This window comes from Citrobacter sp. JUb117, from assembly GCF_024809055.1.
Lineage (GTDB): Bacteria > Pseudomonadota > Gammaproteobacteria > Enterobacterales > Enterobacteriaceae > Citrobacter > Citrobacter gillenii.
Genome location: NZ_JANUFB010000006.1, coordinates 104,107 through 120,540, shown reverse-complemented (window position 1 = coordinate 120,540; position 16,434 = coordinate 104,107). Strand labels below are relative to the sequence as shown.

Sequence of the window (16,434 nt, the reverse complement as noted above, 5' to 3'; positions counted from 1 at the left end):
ATGACAAAAAGTTATATAAAAAGGTGAGTTCATCGGTTTTAAATATTAAGAATACCTGCTAGCAAACGTTTGCTTTTCTGTTCTGGTCAGATAAAATCACCGCTTTTCCACCATGGGATTGCCTCTGATGTCCGTTAACGCCGTAGAGCCAACAAATGCGCAACCGGTTGCGCAGGCTCACAACAGTGAACTGATTTACCGTCTTGAAGATCGCCCCCCGTTAGCCCAGACCCTGTTTGCCGCCTGCCAGCACCTGCTGGCGATGTTCGTCGCGGTGATCACGCCAGCCCTGCTTATCTGTCAGGCGCTCGGTTTACCGGCTCAGGATACTCAACACATTATCAGTATGTCGCTGTTCGCATCCGGCGTAGCCTCCATCATTCAGATTAAAGCCTGGGGGCCGGTTGGCTCAGGGCTGTTATCTATTCAGGGCACCAGCTTTAACTTTGTAGCACCACTGATTATGGGCGGCACGGCGCTGAAAACCGGCGGTGCAGATGTCCCGACCATGATGGCGGCACTGTTCGGTACGCTGATGCTGGCGAGCTGCACGGAAATGGTTATCTCGCGCGTACTGCATCTGGCGCGCCGTATTATTACCCCGCTGGTCTCAGGTGTGGTGGTGATGATTATCGGCCTGTCGCTGATTCAGGTAGGCCTGACGTCAATCGGTGGCGGCTATGCCGCAATGAGCGACAACACCTTCGGCGCACCGAAGAATCTGATGCTGGCCGGCGTTGTACTGGCGCTCATTATTCTTCTTAACCGCCAGCGCAATCCGTACCTGCGCGTGGCATCACTGGTGATTGCCATGGCCGCAGGCTATCTGCTGGCCTGGTTTATGGACATGTTGCCGCAAAACACCGCCCCGGTGAGCCAGGACTTCATCATGGTACCAACGCCGCTATATTATGGCCTGGGCATTGACTGGAGCTTACTGCTGCCACTGATGCTGGTCTTTATGATCACCTCACTGGAAACTATCGGCGATATTACGGCCACCTCCGATGTCTCCGAACAACCGGTCTCCGGCCCGTTGTACATGAAGCGTTTGAAAGGCGGCGTTCTGGCAAATGGCCTGAACTCGTTTGTTTCCGCCGTGTTCAATACCTTTCCGAACTCCTGCTTCGGGCAGAACAACGGGGTGATTCAGTTGACCGGCGTAGCCAGCCGCTATGTTGGCTTTGTAGTCGCGCTGATGCTGATCGCGCTGGGTCTGTTCCCGGCGGTCAGTGGGTTTGTACAGCACATCCCTGAGCCGGTTCTCGGCGGCGCTACGCTGGTGATGTTCGGTACCATCGCCGCCTCCGGGGTGCGCATTGTTTCTCGCGAGCCGCTGAATCGCCGCGCTATTCTGATTATTGCACTGTCGCTGGCCGTTGGCCTGGGCGTCTCCCAGCAGCCGCTGATCCTGCAGTTTGCCCCGGACTGGGTGAAAAACCTGCTCTCCTCAGGGATTGCCGCAGGCGGTATTACCGCTATCGTTCTGAACCTCGTTTTCCCGCCAGAGAAACAGTAAGCGACATGCGGCGTTGATTCAGAATCAACGCCGCTGTTACGCTCTTTCACCATTCCCGCCTTGAGGATTGCGCGTAAATCGTGCATAACTTGACTACGTGTACTTTGCGGGATGGAAGACCATGAAATTTATTGGAAAGCTGCTTCTTTACGTGCTGATCGCCCTTGCAGTGGCGATCCTCGGTCTCTATTTTCTACTGCAAACCCGCTGGGGCGCCGAGCATGTCAGCGCCTGGGTGTCAGAGAACAGCAGCTACCACCTGACGTTTGATGCCATCGATCATCGGTTTTCTTCGCCCTCCCACATTCTGCTGGAGAACGTCACCTTTGGTCGGGATGGCCAGCCCGCCACCCTGGTAGCAAAAAACGTTGATATTGGGCTGAGCAGTCGTCAAATCACCGACCCGCTGCACGTCGACACCATCCTGTTGCAAAACGGTACGCTGAATCTTTCTCCACAAACTGCACCGCTGCCGTTCCAGGCCGATCGCCTGCAGCTACAGGATATGGCACTCAACAGCCCCGGAAGCGAGTGGAACCTCAGTGCGCAGCGCGTGAACGGTGGCGTAATCCCCTGGAGCCCTGAAGCCGGAAAAATACTCGGCAGTAAAGCGCAGATCCAGCTCAGCGCCAGCTCGTTAACGCTGAACGATGTTCCTACGACTAACGTGCTGATTGAAGGCAGTATCGATAACGATCGCGTCACGTTAAGCAATATTGGCGCCGATGTGGCGCGCGGCGCATTGACCGGCGTGGCGCAGCGAAACCCCGACGGCAGTTGGATGGTGGAGAATCTGCGGCTAAACGACATTCGGTTGCAAAGCGATAAATCGCTGACCGACTTTTTTGCGCCGCTCACCACCATTCCCTCGCTGCAAATTGGTCGTCTTGAGGTGACAGATGCCCGTCTACAAGGCCCTGACTGGGCGGTAACGGATCTCGATCTCAGCTTGCGCAACATGACCTTCAGTAAGGACGACTGGCAAACCCAGGAAGGTAAGTTGTCGATGAACGCCAGCGAATTTATCTACGGCTCGCTGCACTTCTTCGATCCTATTCTCAACGCTGAGTTCTCGCCGCAGGGCATTGCGCTGCGCCAGTTCACCACCCGCTGGGAAGGCGGTATGGTCAGAACCTCCGGCAACTGGTTGCGCAATAGCAAAGCGCTTGTTCTCGACGATGCCGCAGTTGCCGGGCTGGAATACACGCTACCGGAAAACTGGAAACCGCTGTGGGTGAAGCCCTTGCCCACCTGGCTCGACAGCCTGACGCTGAAGAAATTCAGCGCCAGCCGCAATCTGGTGATCGATATCGACCCAGCTTTCCCGTGGCAGCTCACCGCGCTGGACGGTTACGGCGCCAACCTCGGACTGGTGCAAAATCACCAGTGGGGGATTTGGAGCGGTAGCGCCACGCTCAACGCCGCGGCCGCCACGTTTAACCGCACCGACGTACGCCGCCCTTCGCTGACGCTTACGGCCAACAGCAGCACGATCAATATCAGCGAACTGAGCGCGTATACCGAGAAAGGGTTGCTGGAGGCTACCGCCAGCATCTCACAACTTCCGCAGCGCCAGACGCAGGTCAGCCTGAACGGTCGCGGTGTGCCAATGACTATCCTACAACAGTGGGGATGGCCTGCGCTGCCGATTTCCGGCGACGGTAACATCCAACTGACTGCCAGCGGCACTCTGCAGGCAGATACGCCGCTGAAGCCCACGGTGAACGGTCAACTGCATGCGGTGAATGCCGACAAGCAGCAAGTGACACAGACGATGAGTGCAGGTGAGATTTCGGGCGGCGAAGTGATGTCGACCGAGCCTGCGCAGTAAGGTATCGCCGGTAGAGCAAATACTACCGGCCCAAAAAGTTGTGCACACCATGGTGCCGGCATCGCCATCCGGCACCACGTTCACATGCACTTACAGGGTAATGGTCAACACATTGCCTTCTGCTGCAATCACCACACCCCACTCGCTCCCTGTAGATGAACCGCCCTTCACGCCGCCAACTTGCGGGATGTTACGCAGACACAGCGTCCAGTTGCGCGCCTCGCCCTCCCCCGTCACGGTGATGGTGTTATCCACACGTTTCGCCCTCAGCGTGAAGATAACCGAGCCGTCAGCGGCCGGCACGTCACAGACGGCTTCACGCCCCTCCTCCAGATGGAACAGCTGGAACGCAGTGCCTTCATGCCAGGCGTAATCCGGCTTCTGGTTATTGCTGCCCAGCGCCAGCAGGGTGTTGTCACGCACGTAGACCGGCAGGCTCAGGAAGTCATGCTGCTGTTTATGCCAGCGACTGCCCACAATCTCGTCGTTACGCCACAGGTGCGTCCAGCGACCTTCCGGTAGGTAGAACTGCACATCTCCCGCTTCAGAGAACACCGGGGCCACCATCACGCTGTCGCCCAACATGTACTGACGGTCAAGGTAATCACACGCCGGATCGTCCGGGAATTCGAGCATCATCGCACGCATCATCGGCGTGCCATACTCGCTGGCGCGCACAGCTTCGCGATACAGATACGGCATCATGCGGCATTTCTGCTCGGTGAAGTAACGCACCACATCGCAGGATTCGTCGTCGTACGCCCATGGTACGCGGTAGGATTTGCTGCCGTGCAGACGACTGTGGCTGGAGAGCAGCCCAAACGCACACCAGCGTTTGTAGACGTGCGCCGGGGCGGTATTCTCGAAGCCGCCGATGTCGTGACTCCAGAAGCCAAAGCCGGACAAGCCGATGGATAAGCCACCGCGCAAGCTTTCCGCCATTGATTCGTAGTTGGCGTAGCAGTCGCCGCCCCAGTGCACCGGAAACTGCTGCGCGCCCACGGAAGCAGAACGGGCGAACAGCACCGCCTCTTCTTCCCCCACGGTCTCTTTCAGCACGTTCCACACCAGTTCGTTGTAGATGAACGCATAATGGTTGTGCATTTTCTGCGGGTCAGCGCCGTCAAACCACTGCACATCCGTCGGGATACGCTCGCCAAAATCGGTCTTGAAGCAGTCCACGCCGATATCTACCAGGCCTTTCAGCTTGTTGGCATACCACTCGCAGGCCTCTGGATTGGTAAAGTCATAAATCGCCAGCCCCGGCTGCCATTTATCCCACTGCCATACCGATCCATCCGGCCGCTTAAGCAGATAGCCTTTTTCTTTCAGTTCGTTGAACAGCGGCGATTTCTGCCCGATGTACGGGTTGATCCACACGCAGACCTTCAGGCCTTTCTCCTTCAGGCGACGGAGCATGCCTTCCGGGTCCGGGAACGTCACCGGGTCCCACTCAAAATCACACCACTGGAAGGCCTTCATCCAGAAGCAGTCGAAATGGAAAACGTGCAGCGGCAGGTTGCGCTCGGCCATGCCGTCGATAAAGCTGTTCACCGTCGCTTCATCGTAGTTGGTGGTGAACGAGGTGGTGAGCCACAGACCGAACGACCACGCAGGCGGCAGTGCCGGGCGACCGGTAAACTGGGTATAGCGATCCAGCACCGCTTTCGGGGTCGGGCCGTCGATCACGAAGTATTCCAGATACTCGCTTTCCACGCTGAACTGTACCTTTGACACCTTCTCGGAGCCAATTTCAAACGACACACACTGCGGATGGTTCACCAGTACGCCGTAACCACGATTGGTGACATAGAACGGGATGTTCTTGTAAGACTGCTCGGTACTGGTACCGCCATCGCAGTTCCAGGTCTCGACCGTCTGACCATTACGCACCAACGACGTAAAGCGTTCGCCAAGCCCGTACACCGTTTCGCCGACGCCCAGATCCAGGCGCTCGAACATATAGTTGCGATCGCTATTAGCATCCTGCACGTAGCCATTATTTTTCAACTGGCTGCCGGTAATGCGCTCCCCGTTGCGTAAAAAATCGAGGGCCCAGAATTCGCCTTTGGTTACGCGCACACTTAAATTACCGCTCTTCAATTCGGCAAAGTCGGCGTTATCGCACATCTCAACCTTCACGTCCTGCAGCACGTTCAGCGGATAATGCGGGCCGTTATCCAGCGCTCCCTGAAAGTGTTCCATGCGCACGCCTACCACACCTTCCTGCGGCGAGAAGAAGCGCAACGTAAACATCGGGGTGTCCAACTGCCAGGTTCGCTCACGCACGTCGCGCGGCGCAACGTAGACCACCATCTCATTACCCTGCTGTTCAACATCGAACACCTGAACGGGGTTTATTACATTCAGACCTGGCTGGGTCATCCAGTTTCCGTCACTAATTTTCATCGTCTGTTCCTTTAGTTCTGAAATGCTTTCGCCGTAACGTCCTGTTGATTGCGTCGGTCAGATACGGGGCATAAGGCGTACACAGGCATACTGGTACCGGTTACAGTTTTTGTAAATCATCACGCGTGACATGGGTATTCCGATATCTCGTTATCAAATTACGATTCTTGTTTTCTGTGATCGGGGTAGCGTCAAAAAATAAACATCACTGTAACTTATGGATTTTGTGGGGATTTATATGAAACCGATCATGTTATAGCGAAACGGAAGTTAAAAAAGTGAGTCAGGGGGTGTGGAAACCCGAGGAAGTAGCTATAATGCGCCCCGCCTCCATGTAGCAATCGAGGCGCGGAAGATCGTCATCTCCGGTGAGGTGGCTGGACTTCAAATCCAGTTGGGGCCGCCAGCGGTCCCGGGCAGGTTCGACTCCTGTGATCTTCCGCCAAAATTCCTCCGTCACCATCCGAGAAAGTCTAAAAATCCTTTGTTTTCAAAGAATAAATAAATCACTCATCCGTAACCGTCCGACAACATCTCCCTGAATCCATGAAAAATATGTATAGTGATGTGTATAAATTTTTTATACACATTTTTGGCTTATACACATGGCACTTACAGATATACAAATCAAACGAGCAAAGCCCCAAGACAAGCCATACACATTGAACGACGGGCAAGGCCTGTCATTGCTTATCAATCCCGATGGCTCGAAGGGCTGGCGTTTCCGTTTCCGCTTTGCCGGAAAAGCGCGGTTAATGTCATTTGGTAGCTACGACCTTGTGAGCCTAGCTGAAGCACGTGAGAAACGCGATACAGCTCGGAAGCAGGTTGCAAACGGCATAGACCCAGTGGAAGAACGTAAAGCCCAAAAACTGGCACAGCAGCTCTCAACAGAAAACTCATTCGCGGCTATATGCCGTGAGTGGCACTCAAATAAAGCCGATCGCTGGACACTTGCCTACCGCGAAGAAATTATTAAAACATTTGAGCAAGATGTTTTCCCGTTCATTGGTAAATGTCCTATTAGTGAAATCAAACCCTTAGAACTTCTTGAAGTGTTGAAACGAATAGAGAAGCGTGGAGCACTGGAGAAAACACGCAAAGTACGCCAAAGATGTGGCGAGGTTTATCGATATGCAATTATAACTGGCCGCGCTGAATATAACCCAGCACCTGATTTAGCTATCGCCTTAGCCGTTCCTAAGCAGAAACATCATTCTTTTTTATCTGCCGAAGAATTACCTCATTTTATTCATGATCTGGAAGCGTATACCGGCAGTATCATCACTAAAAATGCAACAAAGATAGTAATGCTAACCGGCGTAAGAACTCAGGAAATGCGCTTTGCTACATGGGAAGAAATCGATCTCGACAAAGGCATATGGGAAATCCCGGCAGAACGGATGAAAATGCGTAGACCTCACATTGTCCCTTTATCTACTCAAGTGATTAACCTCTTTAAGCAGCTCAAACCCATTACCGGCCATTACCAATACATTTTCATTGGCAGGAATAACCGTAGTAAGCCAATCTCGAAAGAAAGTGTGTCGCAAGTGATTGAGTTACTTGGTTACAAAGGACGTGCTACAGGTCACGGTTTTAGGCATACAATGTCGACAATCCTACATGAACAAGGATTTGATAGTGCTTGGATTGAGATGCAGCTAGCACATGTAGATAAGAATAGTATCCGTGGCACTTATAATCATGCTAACTACTTGGAACATAGAAGAAAAATGTTACAATGGTATGCAAATAAGATGTATCCAGAAATGTTGCTCACAGTAATGCACAATTAGGGTTTAGGGTATGTTTGAGATATTTAAGATATTAATAACTGCAATTACCACCTTGCTATTTACGGGAATTATTGGTAATAAAATAATCATCAAATTTCAACGTGATAATTGGTTATACCAACAAAAATTTCAAAACAACGAGAAGGATCTAAAGGAGTTTGAAAAAGTTATAGCTGAAATAAACTCTCTTATTAGCTCGAGAATTTCAAGGATGCGGATATATATAGATGAACAGATATCTAACGATGGGAGGATTGAAGAAGAAACAAGAGCGGGATATATAAAACTCAAGGATGAATGGAATGATAAACTTAATAATTTTTATCATTTTTTATTCACTCATGAGTCTACTGATTTATCGTTATATCTTGAAAGGGAAATTCAAGAGCGTTTTGTTTCAATTCATAATGACATGCGTCACGCAGATGTAAAAAAACTCAAAAGCAATGAAACAATGAATAAACTAAACTTACTATCAAATAAGTCTAGCCACTTAATGAAACTCATGGAAGAAAGAAAAAAACAAAAAAGGTCTAATATCTATGATGAAACAAAAATATATTTTACAAAAGAAAACCTAGATGAGTTCTCTACCTTTTTCATGTTAAAAGCTTTATTTTTTCGCTTTCCTAACGCTCATAGCATAAGTCGCTCTCCTTTTAGTTCTAACGTACCATCTAGCCGTCTGAAATAAGGGTTGAGGGGTGAGAAGCATAGAAGCTACCATTGCGGATTCAAACTCCGTGAGACTGGATATATCCTTATTAAAAGTCTTCATTGCTGCTTGCTCTATGCCAGTTAGTCTTGTGCCTAAATAGGCATGGTGCATATATGAGTGTAGTATCACCCTCTTTGAATATCGATTATTAATTATAAAAGCCAAGCATATTTCATAAACCTTTCTTTGTAAGGTTCTTGCTCTATAATCTGTCACTGTTCGTACAAATTGCATATCTATTGTGCTTGCACCACCTTTGAATCTTAAGGTAGTGATTAATTTAAATAACTCTCTTATGAATGATTTAATATCAAACCCGCCATGACAAAAAAACCTACGATCCTCTAGAATAATCACATAGTGTTCAACAAGATTTAAATCACTTTCTGTAAAAACAATATGCTCATCAATTTTAAATAAATCATTATGAATCCTCTTTAAAAGATCCCTTACCCTGCTTTGATTAAATTTTGGTATGTGTATATTAGCATTCATCCTCATACCACCTCATTTTCCCTTATTGAAGGATATTAATATACCATACTCAATTATAAAATAAAATACAAACATATTCATAAGCACAACGCCAACCAATGAAATAGCAATAGCAATAGCAATAGCAATAGCAATAGCACTAATTTGAATACAGCTACATTCAATCGAAAACAATACAACAAACTAGAATGTTCGGTATGATATAAATAAGAAACCAATACTGCAATTTAAAACCAACAATTATATAAGATTTCATTTCTATATTTAATGTGAAATTAAATAAGCAATAGAACTTAGCGCGCAATGCTCTCCCCGCCCCGCCTGCCCGCTTAAGGGATCGCTTTGAATGCAGGTGCATGAACGATCTCCGACCGCGCCAGAGCAGGCGCTGGCAGGTGAGGACGGCGCGGGATAACAAATGCAAAACCATGCACCTTACGCATGCATGGCTTTTTTCGGTAAAAATGGCGGGATTTACGGGGATTTTCTGACGTGCTACCGCGCGGCAAGTTCTGCGCGTTTACGGCTGTAATTCTGGTTTTGTGCTGGAGTGAATTTCTCTCGATTATCATCCCGCGAAGCCGCGTCAGGCCTGAATCCGATGGCTGTTAAAATGTCATTATCCTGTGCGGAATAATTAATTTTTTCACCGGCGGCCAGCCAGACCAGTAACGCGTCACGCAGATAATCGATCGAATGCTGCATCAGGCAGTTTTTTAAGGCGGGATGCCTGGCGTTATATTCCATCAGCTCGGGAGCCAGTGCGGCGGCCAGCTCTGCACCGTGTGCCTGCATAAAATCATGCAGTCTGTTACGGATACTGATGCGCTGCACGTCCTCATGCGAACGGATATAACGACCGGCAGATCGGTTAATTTCCCATTTTTTCACGTCGATAATATCGCGCAGTGTTTGCAGACTCCGGGGACTGTTGTCATCACCGGTGATAAGCCCTTCGCGGTATTCCTGTTCAGCCTCTGCCAGTTCAGCTTTGCGGCTCAGCCAGGTGGTTTTATTGTTCTGGCAGGCTTCAAAAGCCTGCGCCAGGGTTAATGTTGTCATCAGGTGTCTCCGTGGCCGCTACAGGTTTTGTTTCCGGACTTTCCCGGAATGAGCCGCGATAAATTCATCCCCCTCTGCATCAGTCACTGAGGGAGGCTGAATAACCGAGTCGACCGACTCCATGGTGCGGAACGTGGCGGAGCACAGAATATTCGTGCACTGGTAATAAAGCTGTTTCACGGTTTCGGACAGATAGCGGCTGGTTCGGGTATGTGCCGGACTCTTGCAGAACGGACAATGCATCATGACAGCAGCCCCCGCGCTTTTAAGCGCAGTCCTGAAAACCGCCACGCCGTATTGCGCGAAATAGCGGCCGACCCGGCATTACAGCAATACCGGGCGCGGAATATCGATAACTATCCTGACGATATTCCCCCGGTTAAACGTCCGGCGCCGGTGGCGCATAAATGGCGGAATAATTTCAGGCCGGAAACGGAAATAAAACCGGATAACAGCTACCGCCATTATCTGTAATTAAAAACGACACCCAAAAATAAAATGTGCGTATCTGCGCAGGGATACGCACGTCCTCAGGAGACGAAATAATGCCTGTTAACAGTACGGAACGGCCGCAGAATATAAACCAGCCCACCATCAGCCGGGCAGACCTTGAATGCCTCGAACATCTTCGCAATGTCGGCCAGCTCGTCGGCGACCTGATGCAAGTACAGGGCTGTACCACCGTGCGCCATAATCCGGCGCAGCAGCTACAGCTCACCTCGGTAATTTACCTCATGACTGCCCAGCTCGACGGCGTGGTCGACCGCTGCAATCAGCACTGGCTGACCGGGGAGGGCAGTGTATGAAAACCGCACTATCTCCCGTTCTGCGCGCTGCACTTTACCGCCGCGCGGTCGCCTGTGCCTGGCTGACCCTGTGCGAACGTCAGCACCGCTACCCGCAGCTCACGCTCAGTACGCTGGAAAGCGCCATTGCGACCGAGCTGGAGGGCTTCTACCTGCGCCAGCACGGCGAGGAAAAAGGCCGTCAGATTGCCTGTGCCCTGCTCGAAGATTTAATGGAAGCCGGACCACTCAAGGCCGCCCCGTCGCTGTCCTTTCTCGGGCTGGCCGTGATGGATGAACTCTGCGCCCGTCATATCACCGCACCGGCACTGCACTGAGGGAGAAAATAACCATGAAAATGAACGTAACGGACACCGTGAAACAGGCGTGCGGCCACTGGCCGCGCATTCTCCCGGCGCTGGGGGTAACGGTCATCAAAAACCGCCATCAGGCCTGTCCGGTGTGTGGCGGCTCCGACCGCTTTCGCTTTGATGATAAAGAGGGGCGCGGGACGTGGTTCTGCAATCAGTGCGGCGCGGGAGACGGCCTGAAACTGGTTGAGAAAGTGTTCGGCGTGACCCCGTCAGAGGCGGCCGGGAAGGTGAACGCCGTGACCGGCAATCTGTCGCCGGTTTCCCCGGAAGTGACTGCGGCCGCAGACGCTGAAACTGAGGCCGACCGCAAAGCCGCCGCCGCGCTGGCCGCAAAACTGACGGAGAAAGCCCGCCCGGCCACCGGCAACGCCTACCTCACCCGCAAGGGCTTCCCCGGCCGGGAATGTCTGACGCTCACCACCCTGCATAAAACCGGCGGCGTGACGTACCGCGTCGGTGATTTAGTTGTCCCGCTGTATGACGATAGCGGCGCACTGGTTAACGTCCAGCTCATTAATGCAGACGGTCTCAAGCGCACCCTGAAAGGCGGTCAGGTAAAAGGGGCATGTCATATTCTCGACGGGAAAAAAGAGGCGGGAAAACGGCTGTGGATAGCGGAGGGCTACGCGACCGCGCTCACCGTGCATCACCTGACCGGGGAAACCGTCATGGTGGCTCTGTCGTCGGTGAACCTCCTTTCTCTGGCGAGCCTTGCCCGTCACAAATATCCGGCCTGCCGGATTGTCATTGCCGCCGACCGTGACCTCAGCGGCGACGGCCAGACCAAAGCGTCTGCGGCCGCAGAGTCCTGCGAGGGCGTGGTCGCCCTGCCGCCGGTGTTCGGTGACTGGAATGATGCGTACACACAGCACGGCGGAGAGGCCACGCGTAAAGCCATGTATGACGCCATCCGGCCACCGGCTGACAGCCCTTTCTCTACCATGAGCGAGGCGGAATTTACCGCCATGAGCACCAGTGAGAAAGCCATGCGGGTGCATGAGCATTACGGCGAAGCGCTGGCGGTGGATGCGAACGGGCAGCTCCTGTCCCGTTATGAGGCCGGTATATGGAAAATCATTCCGCCGTCGGACTTTGCGCGCGACGTGGCCGGGCTGTTCCAGCGCCTGCGCGCCCCGTTTTCGTCGGGGAAAATTGCTTCGGTGGTGGATACCCTGAAACTGATTATTCCGCAGCAGGACGCCCCGGCGCGGCGGCTGATTGGCTTTCGCAACGGGGTGCTTGATACCAAAAGCGGTATATTCAGCCCGCACAGCAAAACGCACTGGCTGCGCACCCTGTGCGACGTGGATTTCACCCCGCCGGTGGAGGGGGAAACGCTGGAGACGCACGCGCCGAATTTCTGGCGCTGGCTCGACCGCGCTGCCGGTTCGCGTGCCGATAAACGTGACGTGATACTTGCCGCGCTGTTTATGGTGCTGGCGAACCGTTACGACTGGCAGCTCTTCCTCGAAGTGACCGGTCCCGGCGGCAGCGGGAAAAGTATTCTGGCCGAAATTGCCACCATGCTCGCCGGAGAAGATAACGCCACGTCGGCGACTATCGAGACGCTGGAATCCCCCCGCGAACGCGCGGCGCTGATTGGTTTCTCGCTGATACGTCTGCCTGACCAGGAGAAATGGAGCGGTGACGGGGCTGGACTCAAGGCCATTACCGGTGGAGATGCGGTCTCCGTCGACCCGAAATACCGCGATGCATACTCCACTCATATTCCGGCGGTGATACTGGCCGTGAACAATAACCCGATGCGCTTCACCGACCGCAGCGGCGGGGTGTCACGTCGCCGGGTGATAATGCACTTCCCGGAACAGATTGCCCCGGAAGAACGCGACCCGAAACTGAAAGATAAAATCGCCCGGGAGCTGGCCGTCATCGTGCGCCAGCTTATGCAGACATTCAGCGACCCGATGACGGCGCGAACACTGCTGCAGTCGCAGCAGAACTCCGACGAAGCGCTCAGTATTAAACGCGATGCTGACCCGACATTTGATTTTTGTGGCTATCTGGAGGCACTGCCCGAACCTGACGGTATGTATATGGGGAATGCGAATATCATCCCGCGACAGCCGCGCCTGTACCTGTATCACGCCTATCTGGTGTACATGGAGGCGCACGGCTACAAGAACACCCTCAGCCTGACCATGTTCGGCAAAGGGCTGTCATCGATGCTGAAAGAGTACGGACTGAATTACGCCAGACGACGAACAAATCAGGGGATGCAGACGAACCTTGCGCTCAGGGAGGAAAGCAACGCCGACTGGCTGCCCCGGTGCGATGAAACCACCGCGATATAACCTACCCGGACCGGCATCAGCCGGTCTTTTTTTACCTGAAATCCCGGAAAGTGAACAGTAAAGTGTTCACTGTTCACGGAGTGTTCACCGTATATCATATTGAAATTAAAGGTAAATAATGTCGAGTGAACAGTGTGAACAGTTTTCCGTAAAAAAAGTTTTTTTTCGTAGTTTGAAATTGTGCGAAAAATGGACACATCCGCTCATGTGTATAGTGATGTGTATATTATTGACATATTATATTTTTTTAAATCAATAAAAACATGATGTTGCGTTCATTTTTTGACTCCTGTGATCTTCCGCCAAAATGCTTTTCTTATCCCAGCCATTTGTCATATCTCCTCAGTACACGAATTCATTTATGATCCTCGTTCAAATGTTTAAATTCAATTATTGATAACGAGAATCATATATGAGTACTGCACTTACCATTATAGCCATTACTGCCACTGTGATTAGCCCATTAATAGCCATTCAAACTCAAAAATTCATTGAAAAATATTCACAGATAAAATCATTAAAAATTGACATATTCAAACAACTCATGGCAACCAGATCTCCGAATGCTCGACTGTCTAACGAACATGTTCGTGCATTAAATATGATCGACTTAGCATTTTATGGAAAAGTAAGAAGAGGAAAGGCCAGAAGAAGCGCTTCTGAAAGTGATGTATTATCTTCCTGGATGCTTTACTTTGCACATTTGAATACATCATACCCTGATAACGACAACGCTTTAGGAACCATATGGAACCAAATAAGCAACAATCTTTTCTTGGACTTATTGTCAGAGATCGCAAAAGATATTGGCTATAATTTTGAGCGAGTGCAGTTACAAACAGCCATATATTCCCCTGTGGCTCATGGGGCAATAGAGAACGACCAATTAAAAATCAGGAAGGGTTTAGCTGCAATATTTTCAGGAGAAGATGCCTTAAAAATGGAGATCATAAATATCCCAGGAAGGCAGGATAATTAATCGGCCCACTATTTATCTTGAGGCTCAATCTGCAGCCTTACCAACTCCTTTCTCCCCAAGGTTTTGAGCCAATTCCCCAAGCTCATCCCCTCTGCCTTTGCAGCTGCCTCGAACTGCGCCTTTAACTCAGGCGTGATACGAATCTGGAAGGTCGGTGCTTTTCCGGATTTGGACTGGTTTGGGTCGCGTTTAACCGCTGACATGTACGTACCTATAAGAGCAAGATATCAACAACCAGGTACGTACCTTTTCTTTGGCGACCGGATCTATAAATGCTCCCGCCCGGTATTCGCAGTACCTGACGAGAGCTAACCTCACCAACTATCAAGGAGTTGATTATGGCTGATTCGCATTCTACCCCAGACACCGACCAATCTGGAACCGAGCGTTCGTTAATTGTGGGATATCGCCCGAATGTTTTCGACAAATCCACGCCAAAAATTATCCTTTCCGGCAAGTGGTTACACACGGCTGGGTTTGATACCGGACAACAGATTACCGTAAAAGTGATGAACAGTTGTATCGTCCTGATGGTCTACAGCGAACAAGAGCAACGGCTGCAGGATGAGTTGAAAGAGGTACAGCAGAAGCTGGCAAGAATTGAGAGTACGCTGGCGACTCTCCAGTGAAGCACGGCTGAACCTGTAAGCCATACTTACAGGTTCACCAGGTGCCGGATGGCGCTATCGCTTATCCGGCCTACTTTTCTGGCCCCCTCTTCATAGTGACCACCAGAAAGATATCGACTATAATGAACGAATCGAACGATTCATGCGAAATGGTGACAATATGCATACTCTCACGGCAAATGAAGCCAAAACACAATTTGGCGATATGCTGCTTAAAGCACAGCGAGAACCTGTGCAAATTAACCGTAACGGTAAGCCTGTTGCAGTCGTCGTTTCCATTGAGGACTATGAACAAATGGAAGCCATGAAGCTCCAGTTACTGAAGGCCAAAATTCAGCGTGCTCAGAACGATATTCATTCGGGCAATACTGTCGACGGCGATGCTTTTTTTGATGAGTTGATGGATCAACACAAAGGATAAAAAGTGAGTTACAAACTTACTGGGGAAGCACAGCGCGATATTATTGAAATCCGTGATTACACATCAAGAAATTGGGGCGCTAAACAGTCCAGGGATTATCTTAGGAAATTACAGGTCGTTCTCTCCCAATTAGCTGAAATGCCAGGCATGGGGCAACATCGCATTGATGATTTTGGTGAAGATGTTTACAGCTTTCCTTATGTTAGCCATACGATTTACTATAGTGCACAAGACACAAATATTGTTGTATTGGCAGTCTTACACCAAAGCCGAGTACCAACAAAACATCTGGGACAACGTTTGTAGCCCACCACCTTATTTTCCGGATGGCGCTAACGCTTATCCGGCCTACGGCTTCTCTGCCAATAAAAATAAAGCCGCCGATTGGCCCGTTCTTCACAGACCCCCACCCTGCGCATGAGAGAAACTATTCTTTCATTACAGCTATGCGGGGAGAATTAAGAAGAAGAATCACCGGATAGAGCCATCTGGATAAAGACGCACGAACGGATGCTTCTGCGTTTTGTACCAGCCATTATTTACTGGACGCGTGCGCAATGAAAAAAACCTGCACGATTATTCTGGTCAGTATTGGGCTGGCGACCATTAACGGCAGGCTGTATGGACATCACACCACGGACGTCAGCAGGAACATTTATTTTAGCTACACCCAACAGCGCGATGCCCGCGTGCTGCAGACGATGCAGGTGGTCAAAACTTTCGCCGATACAGCGGATGAAGATGATATTAACAGCACATTACCGGGGTTTTATCGCCAGAGCGGGCGAGGCCTGAGCCTGGTTATGGAGGAGTATAAAGGCGCGTGGATTTTTGCGACGTCGAATGTTCCCTCACTGTATTGCCGCAAAAGATAATATCGTAATTTCATTTAAATCCAGCATTCACATTTATCATCATTGACTTACGCGACATGGGTCACTGAATCCAGTAATAAGCCATTGCTATTCTTCTCCCCGAATCAGGAAGCATCCTGAATACCTCGATATCCACTGCGTAAAAATCAAGCGAAATGGACGTGTTAGAGCGTCCAGAAGACTTTAACCGACGGATGGATATGCGGAGATAACGTGGGCAGGGGCG

The 16,434-nt window shown here is 50.9% G+C and carries 16 protein-coding genes, 1 tRNA gene and 2 pseudogenes; 14 read left to right on the top strand and 5 right to left on the bottom strand.

Annotated elements, in window-relative coordinates; genetic code table 11:
* Positions 1 to 127 precede the first annotated feature (127 nt).
* Entirely contained in the window at positions 128 to 1,519 is a 1,392-nt protein-coding gene (gene xanP / locus M2374_RS15030) for a xanthine/proton symporter XanP (protein ID WP_096759062.1), read from the top strand.
* Between the two features lie 121 nt (positions 1,520 to 1,640).
* Positions 1,641 to 3,350, top strand: a complete 1,710-nt coding sequence (locus tag M2374_RS15025; RefSeq protein ID WP_181490806.1) for an AsmA family protein — start codon at positions 1,641 to 1,643, stop codon at positions 3,348 to 3,350.
* Positions 3,351 to 3,440: 90 nt separating this feature from the next.
* Here the strand turns inward: M2374_RS15025 and yicI are convergent, their stop codons facing one another.
* Positions 3,441 to 5,759 (bottom strand): alpha-xylosidase, encoded by a 2,319-nt coding sequence (yicI, locus tag M2374_RS15020; RefSeq protein WP_181490805.1) that lies wholly within the window; start codon positions 5,757 to 5,759, stop codon positions 3,441 to 3,443.
* A gap of 350 nt (positions 5,760 to 6,109) precedes the next feature.
* On the opposite strand from yicI, the gene M2374_RS15015 reads away from it, so the two are divergent.
* The 3 genes from M2374_RS15015 (at position 6,110) to M2374_RS15005 (ending at position 8,252) form a co-directional block, all read left to right on the top strand.
* Positions 6,110 to 6,204: transfer RNA gene (locus tag M2374_RS15015), tRNA-Sec, on the top strand.
* A 160-nt stretch (positions 6,205 to 6,364) separates the two neighbouring features.
* Positions 6,365 to 7,558 carry a phage integrase central domain-containing protein gene (locus tag M2374_RS15010; RefSeq protein ID WP_181688630.1) on the top strand — a complete coding sequence of 398 codons (1,194 nt, stop codon included), beginning with the start codon at positions 6,365 to 6,367 and terminating at the stop codon, positions 7,556 to 7,558.
* Between the two features lie 10 nt (positions 7,559 to 7,568).
* Positions 7,569 to 8,252 carry a hypothetical protein gene (locus M2374_RS15005; RefSeq protein ID WP_181540237.1) on the top strand — a complete coding sequence of 228 codons (684 nt, stop codon included), beginning with the start codon at positions 7,569 to 7,571 and terminating at the stop codon, positions 8,250 to 8,252.
* Here the strand turns inward: M2374_RS15005 and M2374_RS22375 are convergent.
* The 3 genes from M2374_RS22375 to M2374_RS14995 form a co-directional block, all read right to left on the bottom strand.
* Entirely contained in the window at positions 8,172 to 8,771 is a 600-nt protein-coding gene (locus tag M2374_RS22375) for a biosynthetic peptidoglycan transglycosylase (RefSeq protein ID WP_181540236.1), read from the bottom strand. The two genes, M2374_RS15005 and M2374_RS22375, sit on opposite strands and share 81 nt — an antisense overlap.
* Positions 8,772 to 9,266: 495 nt before the next feature.
* Positions 9,267 to 9,833 carry a phage polarity suppression protein gene (locus tag M2374_RS15000; protein ID WP_181688629.1) on the bottom strand — a complete coding sequence of 189 codons (567 nt, stop codon included), beginning with the start codon at positions 9,831 to 9,833 and terminating at the stop codon, positions 9,267 to 9,269.
* 18 nt (positions 9,834 to 9,851) lie between these two features.
* Positions 9,852 to 10,079: an ogr/Delta-like zinc finger family protein gene (locus M2374_RS14995; protein WP_135912512.1), complete on the bottom strand. Its 228-nt coding sequence runs from the start codon at positions 10,077 to 10,079 to the stop codon at positions 9,852 to 9,854.
* On the opposite strand from M2374_RS14995, the pseudogene M2374_RS14990 reads away from it, so the two are divergent.
* The 5 genes and pseudogenes from M2374_RS14990 to M2374_RS14970 all read left to right on the top strand — a co-directional run.
* Positions 10,023 to 10,307: pseudogene (locus M2374_RS14990) on the top strand (hypothetical protein); the annotation flags it as partial. The gene M2374_RS14995 and the pseudogene M2374_RS14990 sit on opposite strands and share 57 nt — an antisense overlap.
* A gap of 71 nt (positions 10,308 to 10,378) precedes the next feature.
* Positions 10,379 to 10,639: a hypothetical protein gene (locus tag M2374_RS14985; protein ID WP_404979232.1), complete on the top strand. Its 261-nt coding sequence runs from the start codon at positions 10,379 to 10,381 to the stop codon at positions 10,637 to 10,639.
* On the top strand, positions 10,636 to 10,956 hold the full coding sequence (locus M2374_RS14980; RefSeq protein WP_071692548.1) for a DUF5375 domain-containing protein: 321 nt from the start codon (positions 10,636 to 10,638) through the stop codon (positions 10,954 to 10,956). Before M2374_RS14985 ends, M2374_RS14980 begins: the two co-directional genes overlap by 4 nt.
* 14 nt (positions 10,957 to 10,970) lie before the next feature.
* Positions 10,971 to 13,304, top strand: coding sequence for a primase-helicase zinc-binding domain-containing protein (locus tag M2374_RS14975; RefSeq protein WP_259155249.1), 2,334 nt, complete (start codon positions 10,971 to 10,973; stop codon positions 13,302 to 13,304).
* Positions 13,305 to 13,716: 412 nt separating this feature from the next.
* The gene (locus M2374_RS14970) at positions 13,717 to 14,283 is read left to right on the top strand and encodes a DUF6680 family protein (protein WP_181490804.1); all 567 of its coding nucleotides are present in this window, start codon (positions 13,717 to 13,719) and stop codon (positions 14,281 to 14,283) included.
* 8 nt (positions 14,284 to 14,291) lie between these two features.
* Here the strand turns inward: M2374_RS14970 and M2374_RS14965 are convergent, their stop codons facing one another.
* Positions 14,292 to 14,486 (bottom strand): toxin-antitoxin system HicB family antitoxin, encoded by a 195-nt coding sequence (locus M2374_RS14965; protein WP_115257155.1) that lies wholly within the window; start codon positions 14,484 to 14,486, stop codon positions 14,292 to 14,294.
* Positions 14,487 to 14,621: 135 nt separating this feature from the next.
* Between M2374_RS14965 and M2374_RS14960 the strand changes: the two genes are divergently transcribed.
* The 4 genes and pseudogenes from M2374_RS14960 to M2374_RS14945 all read left to right on the top strand — a co-directional run.
* Entirely contained in the window at positions 14,622 to 14,912 is a 291-nt protein-coding gene (locus M2374_RS14960; RefSeq protein ID WP_181490803.1) for a SymE family type I addiction module toxin, read from the top strand.
* Positions 14,913 to 15,072: 160 nt separating this feature from the next.
* A complete protein-coding gene (locus tag M2374_RS14955; RefSeq protein WP_117342569.1) occupies positions 15,073 to 15,333 on the top strand; it encodes a type II toxin-antitoxin system Phd/YefM family antitoxin in 261 nt (86 codons plus the stop codon).
* 3 nt (positions 15,334 to 15,336) lie between these two features.
* A complete protein-coding gene (locus M2374_RS14950) occupies positions 15,337 to 15,639 on the top strand; it encodes a type II toxin-antitoxin system RelE/ParE family toxin (protein ID WP_115257152.1) in 303 nt (100 codons plus the stop codon).
* 287 nt (positions 15,640 to 15,926) lie between these two features.
* Positions 15,927 to 16,208 (top strand): annotated as a pseudogene (locus tag M2374_RS14945) (hypothetical protein); the annotation flags it as partial.
* Between the last annotated feature and the right edge of the window lie 226 nt (positions 16,209 to 16,434).

Bases quoted from the DNA above. Each gene is read 5' to 3' on its own strand.
- M2374_RS14965 (WP_115257155.1), bottom strand. From the start codon at position 14,486: ATGTCAGCGGTTAAACGCGACCCAAACCAGTCCAAATCCGGAAAAGCA.
- M2374_RS15025 (WP_181490806.1), top strand. From the start codon at position 1,641: ATGAAATTTATTGGAAAGCTGCTTCTTTACGTGCTGATCGCCCTTGCA.
- M2374_RS14980 (WP_071692548.1), top strand. From the start codon at position 10,636: ATGAAAACCGCACTATCTCCCGTTCTGCGCGCTGCACTTTACCGCCGC.
- M2374_RS15000 (WP_181688629.1), bottom strand. From the start codon at position 9,833: ATGACAACATTAACCCTGGCGCAGGCTTTTGAAGCCTGCCAGAACAAT.
- yicI (WP_181490805.1), bottom strand. From the start codon at position 5,759: ATGAAAATTAGTGACGGAAACTGGATGACCCAGCCAGGTCTGAATGTA.
- M2374_RS22375 (WP_181540236.1), bottom strand. From the start codon at position 8,771: ATGAATGCTAATATACACATACCAAAATTTAATCAAAGCAGGGTAAGG.
- M2374_RS14970 (WP_181490804.1), top strand. From the start codon at position 13,717: ATGAGTACTGCACTTACCATTATAGCCATTACTGCCACTGTGATTAGC.
- M2374_RS14955 (WP_117342569.1), top strand. From the start codon at position 15,073: ATGCATACTCTCACGGCAAATGAAGCCAAAACACAATTTGGCGATATG.
- M2374_RS14985 (WP_404979232.1), top strand. From the start codon at position 10,379: ATGCCTGTTAACAGTACGGAACGGCCGCAGAATATAAACCAGCCCACC.
- xanP (WP_096759062.1), top strand. From the start codon at position 128: ATGTCCGTTAACGCCGTAGAGCCAACAAATGCGCAACCGGTTGCGCAG.
- M2374_RS15010 (WP_181688630.1), top strand. From the start codon at position 6,365: ATGGCACTTACAGATATACAAATCAAACGAGCAAAGCCCCAAGACAAG.
- M2374_RS15005 (WP_181540237.1), top strand. From the start codon at position 7,569: ATGTTTGAGATATTTAAGATATTAATAACTGCAATTACCACCTTGCTA.
- M2374_RS14975 (WP_259155249.1), top strand. From the start codon at position 10,971: ATGAAAATGAACGTAACGGACACCGTGAAACAGGCGTGCGGCCACTGG.
- M2374_RS14995 (WP_135912512.1), bottom strand. From the start codon at position 10,079: ATGATGCATTGTCCGTTCTGCAAGAGTCCGGCACATACCCGAACCAGC.
- M2374_RS14960 (WP_181490803.1), top strand. From the start codon at position 14,622: ATGGCTGATTCGCATTCTACCCCAGACACCGACCAATCTGGAACCGAG.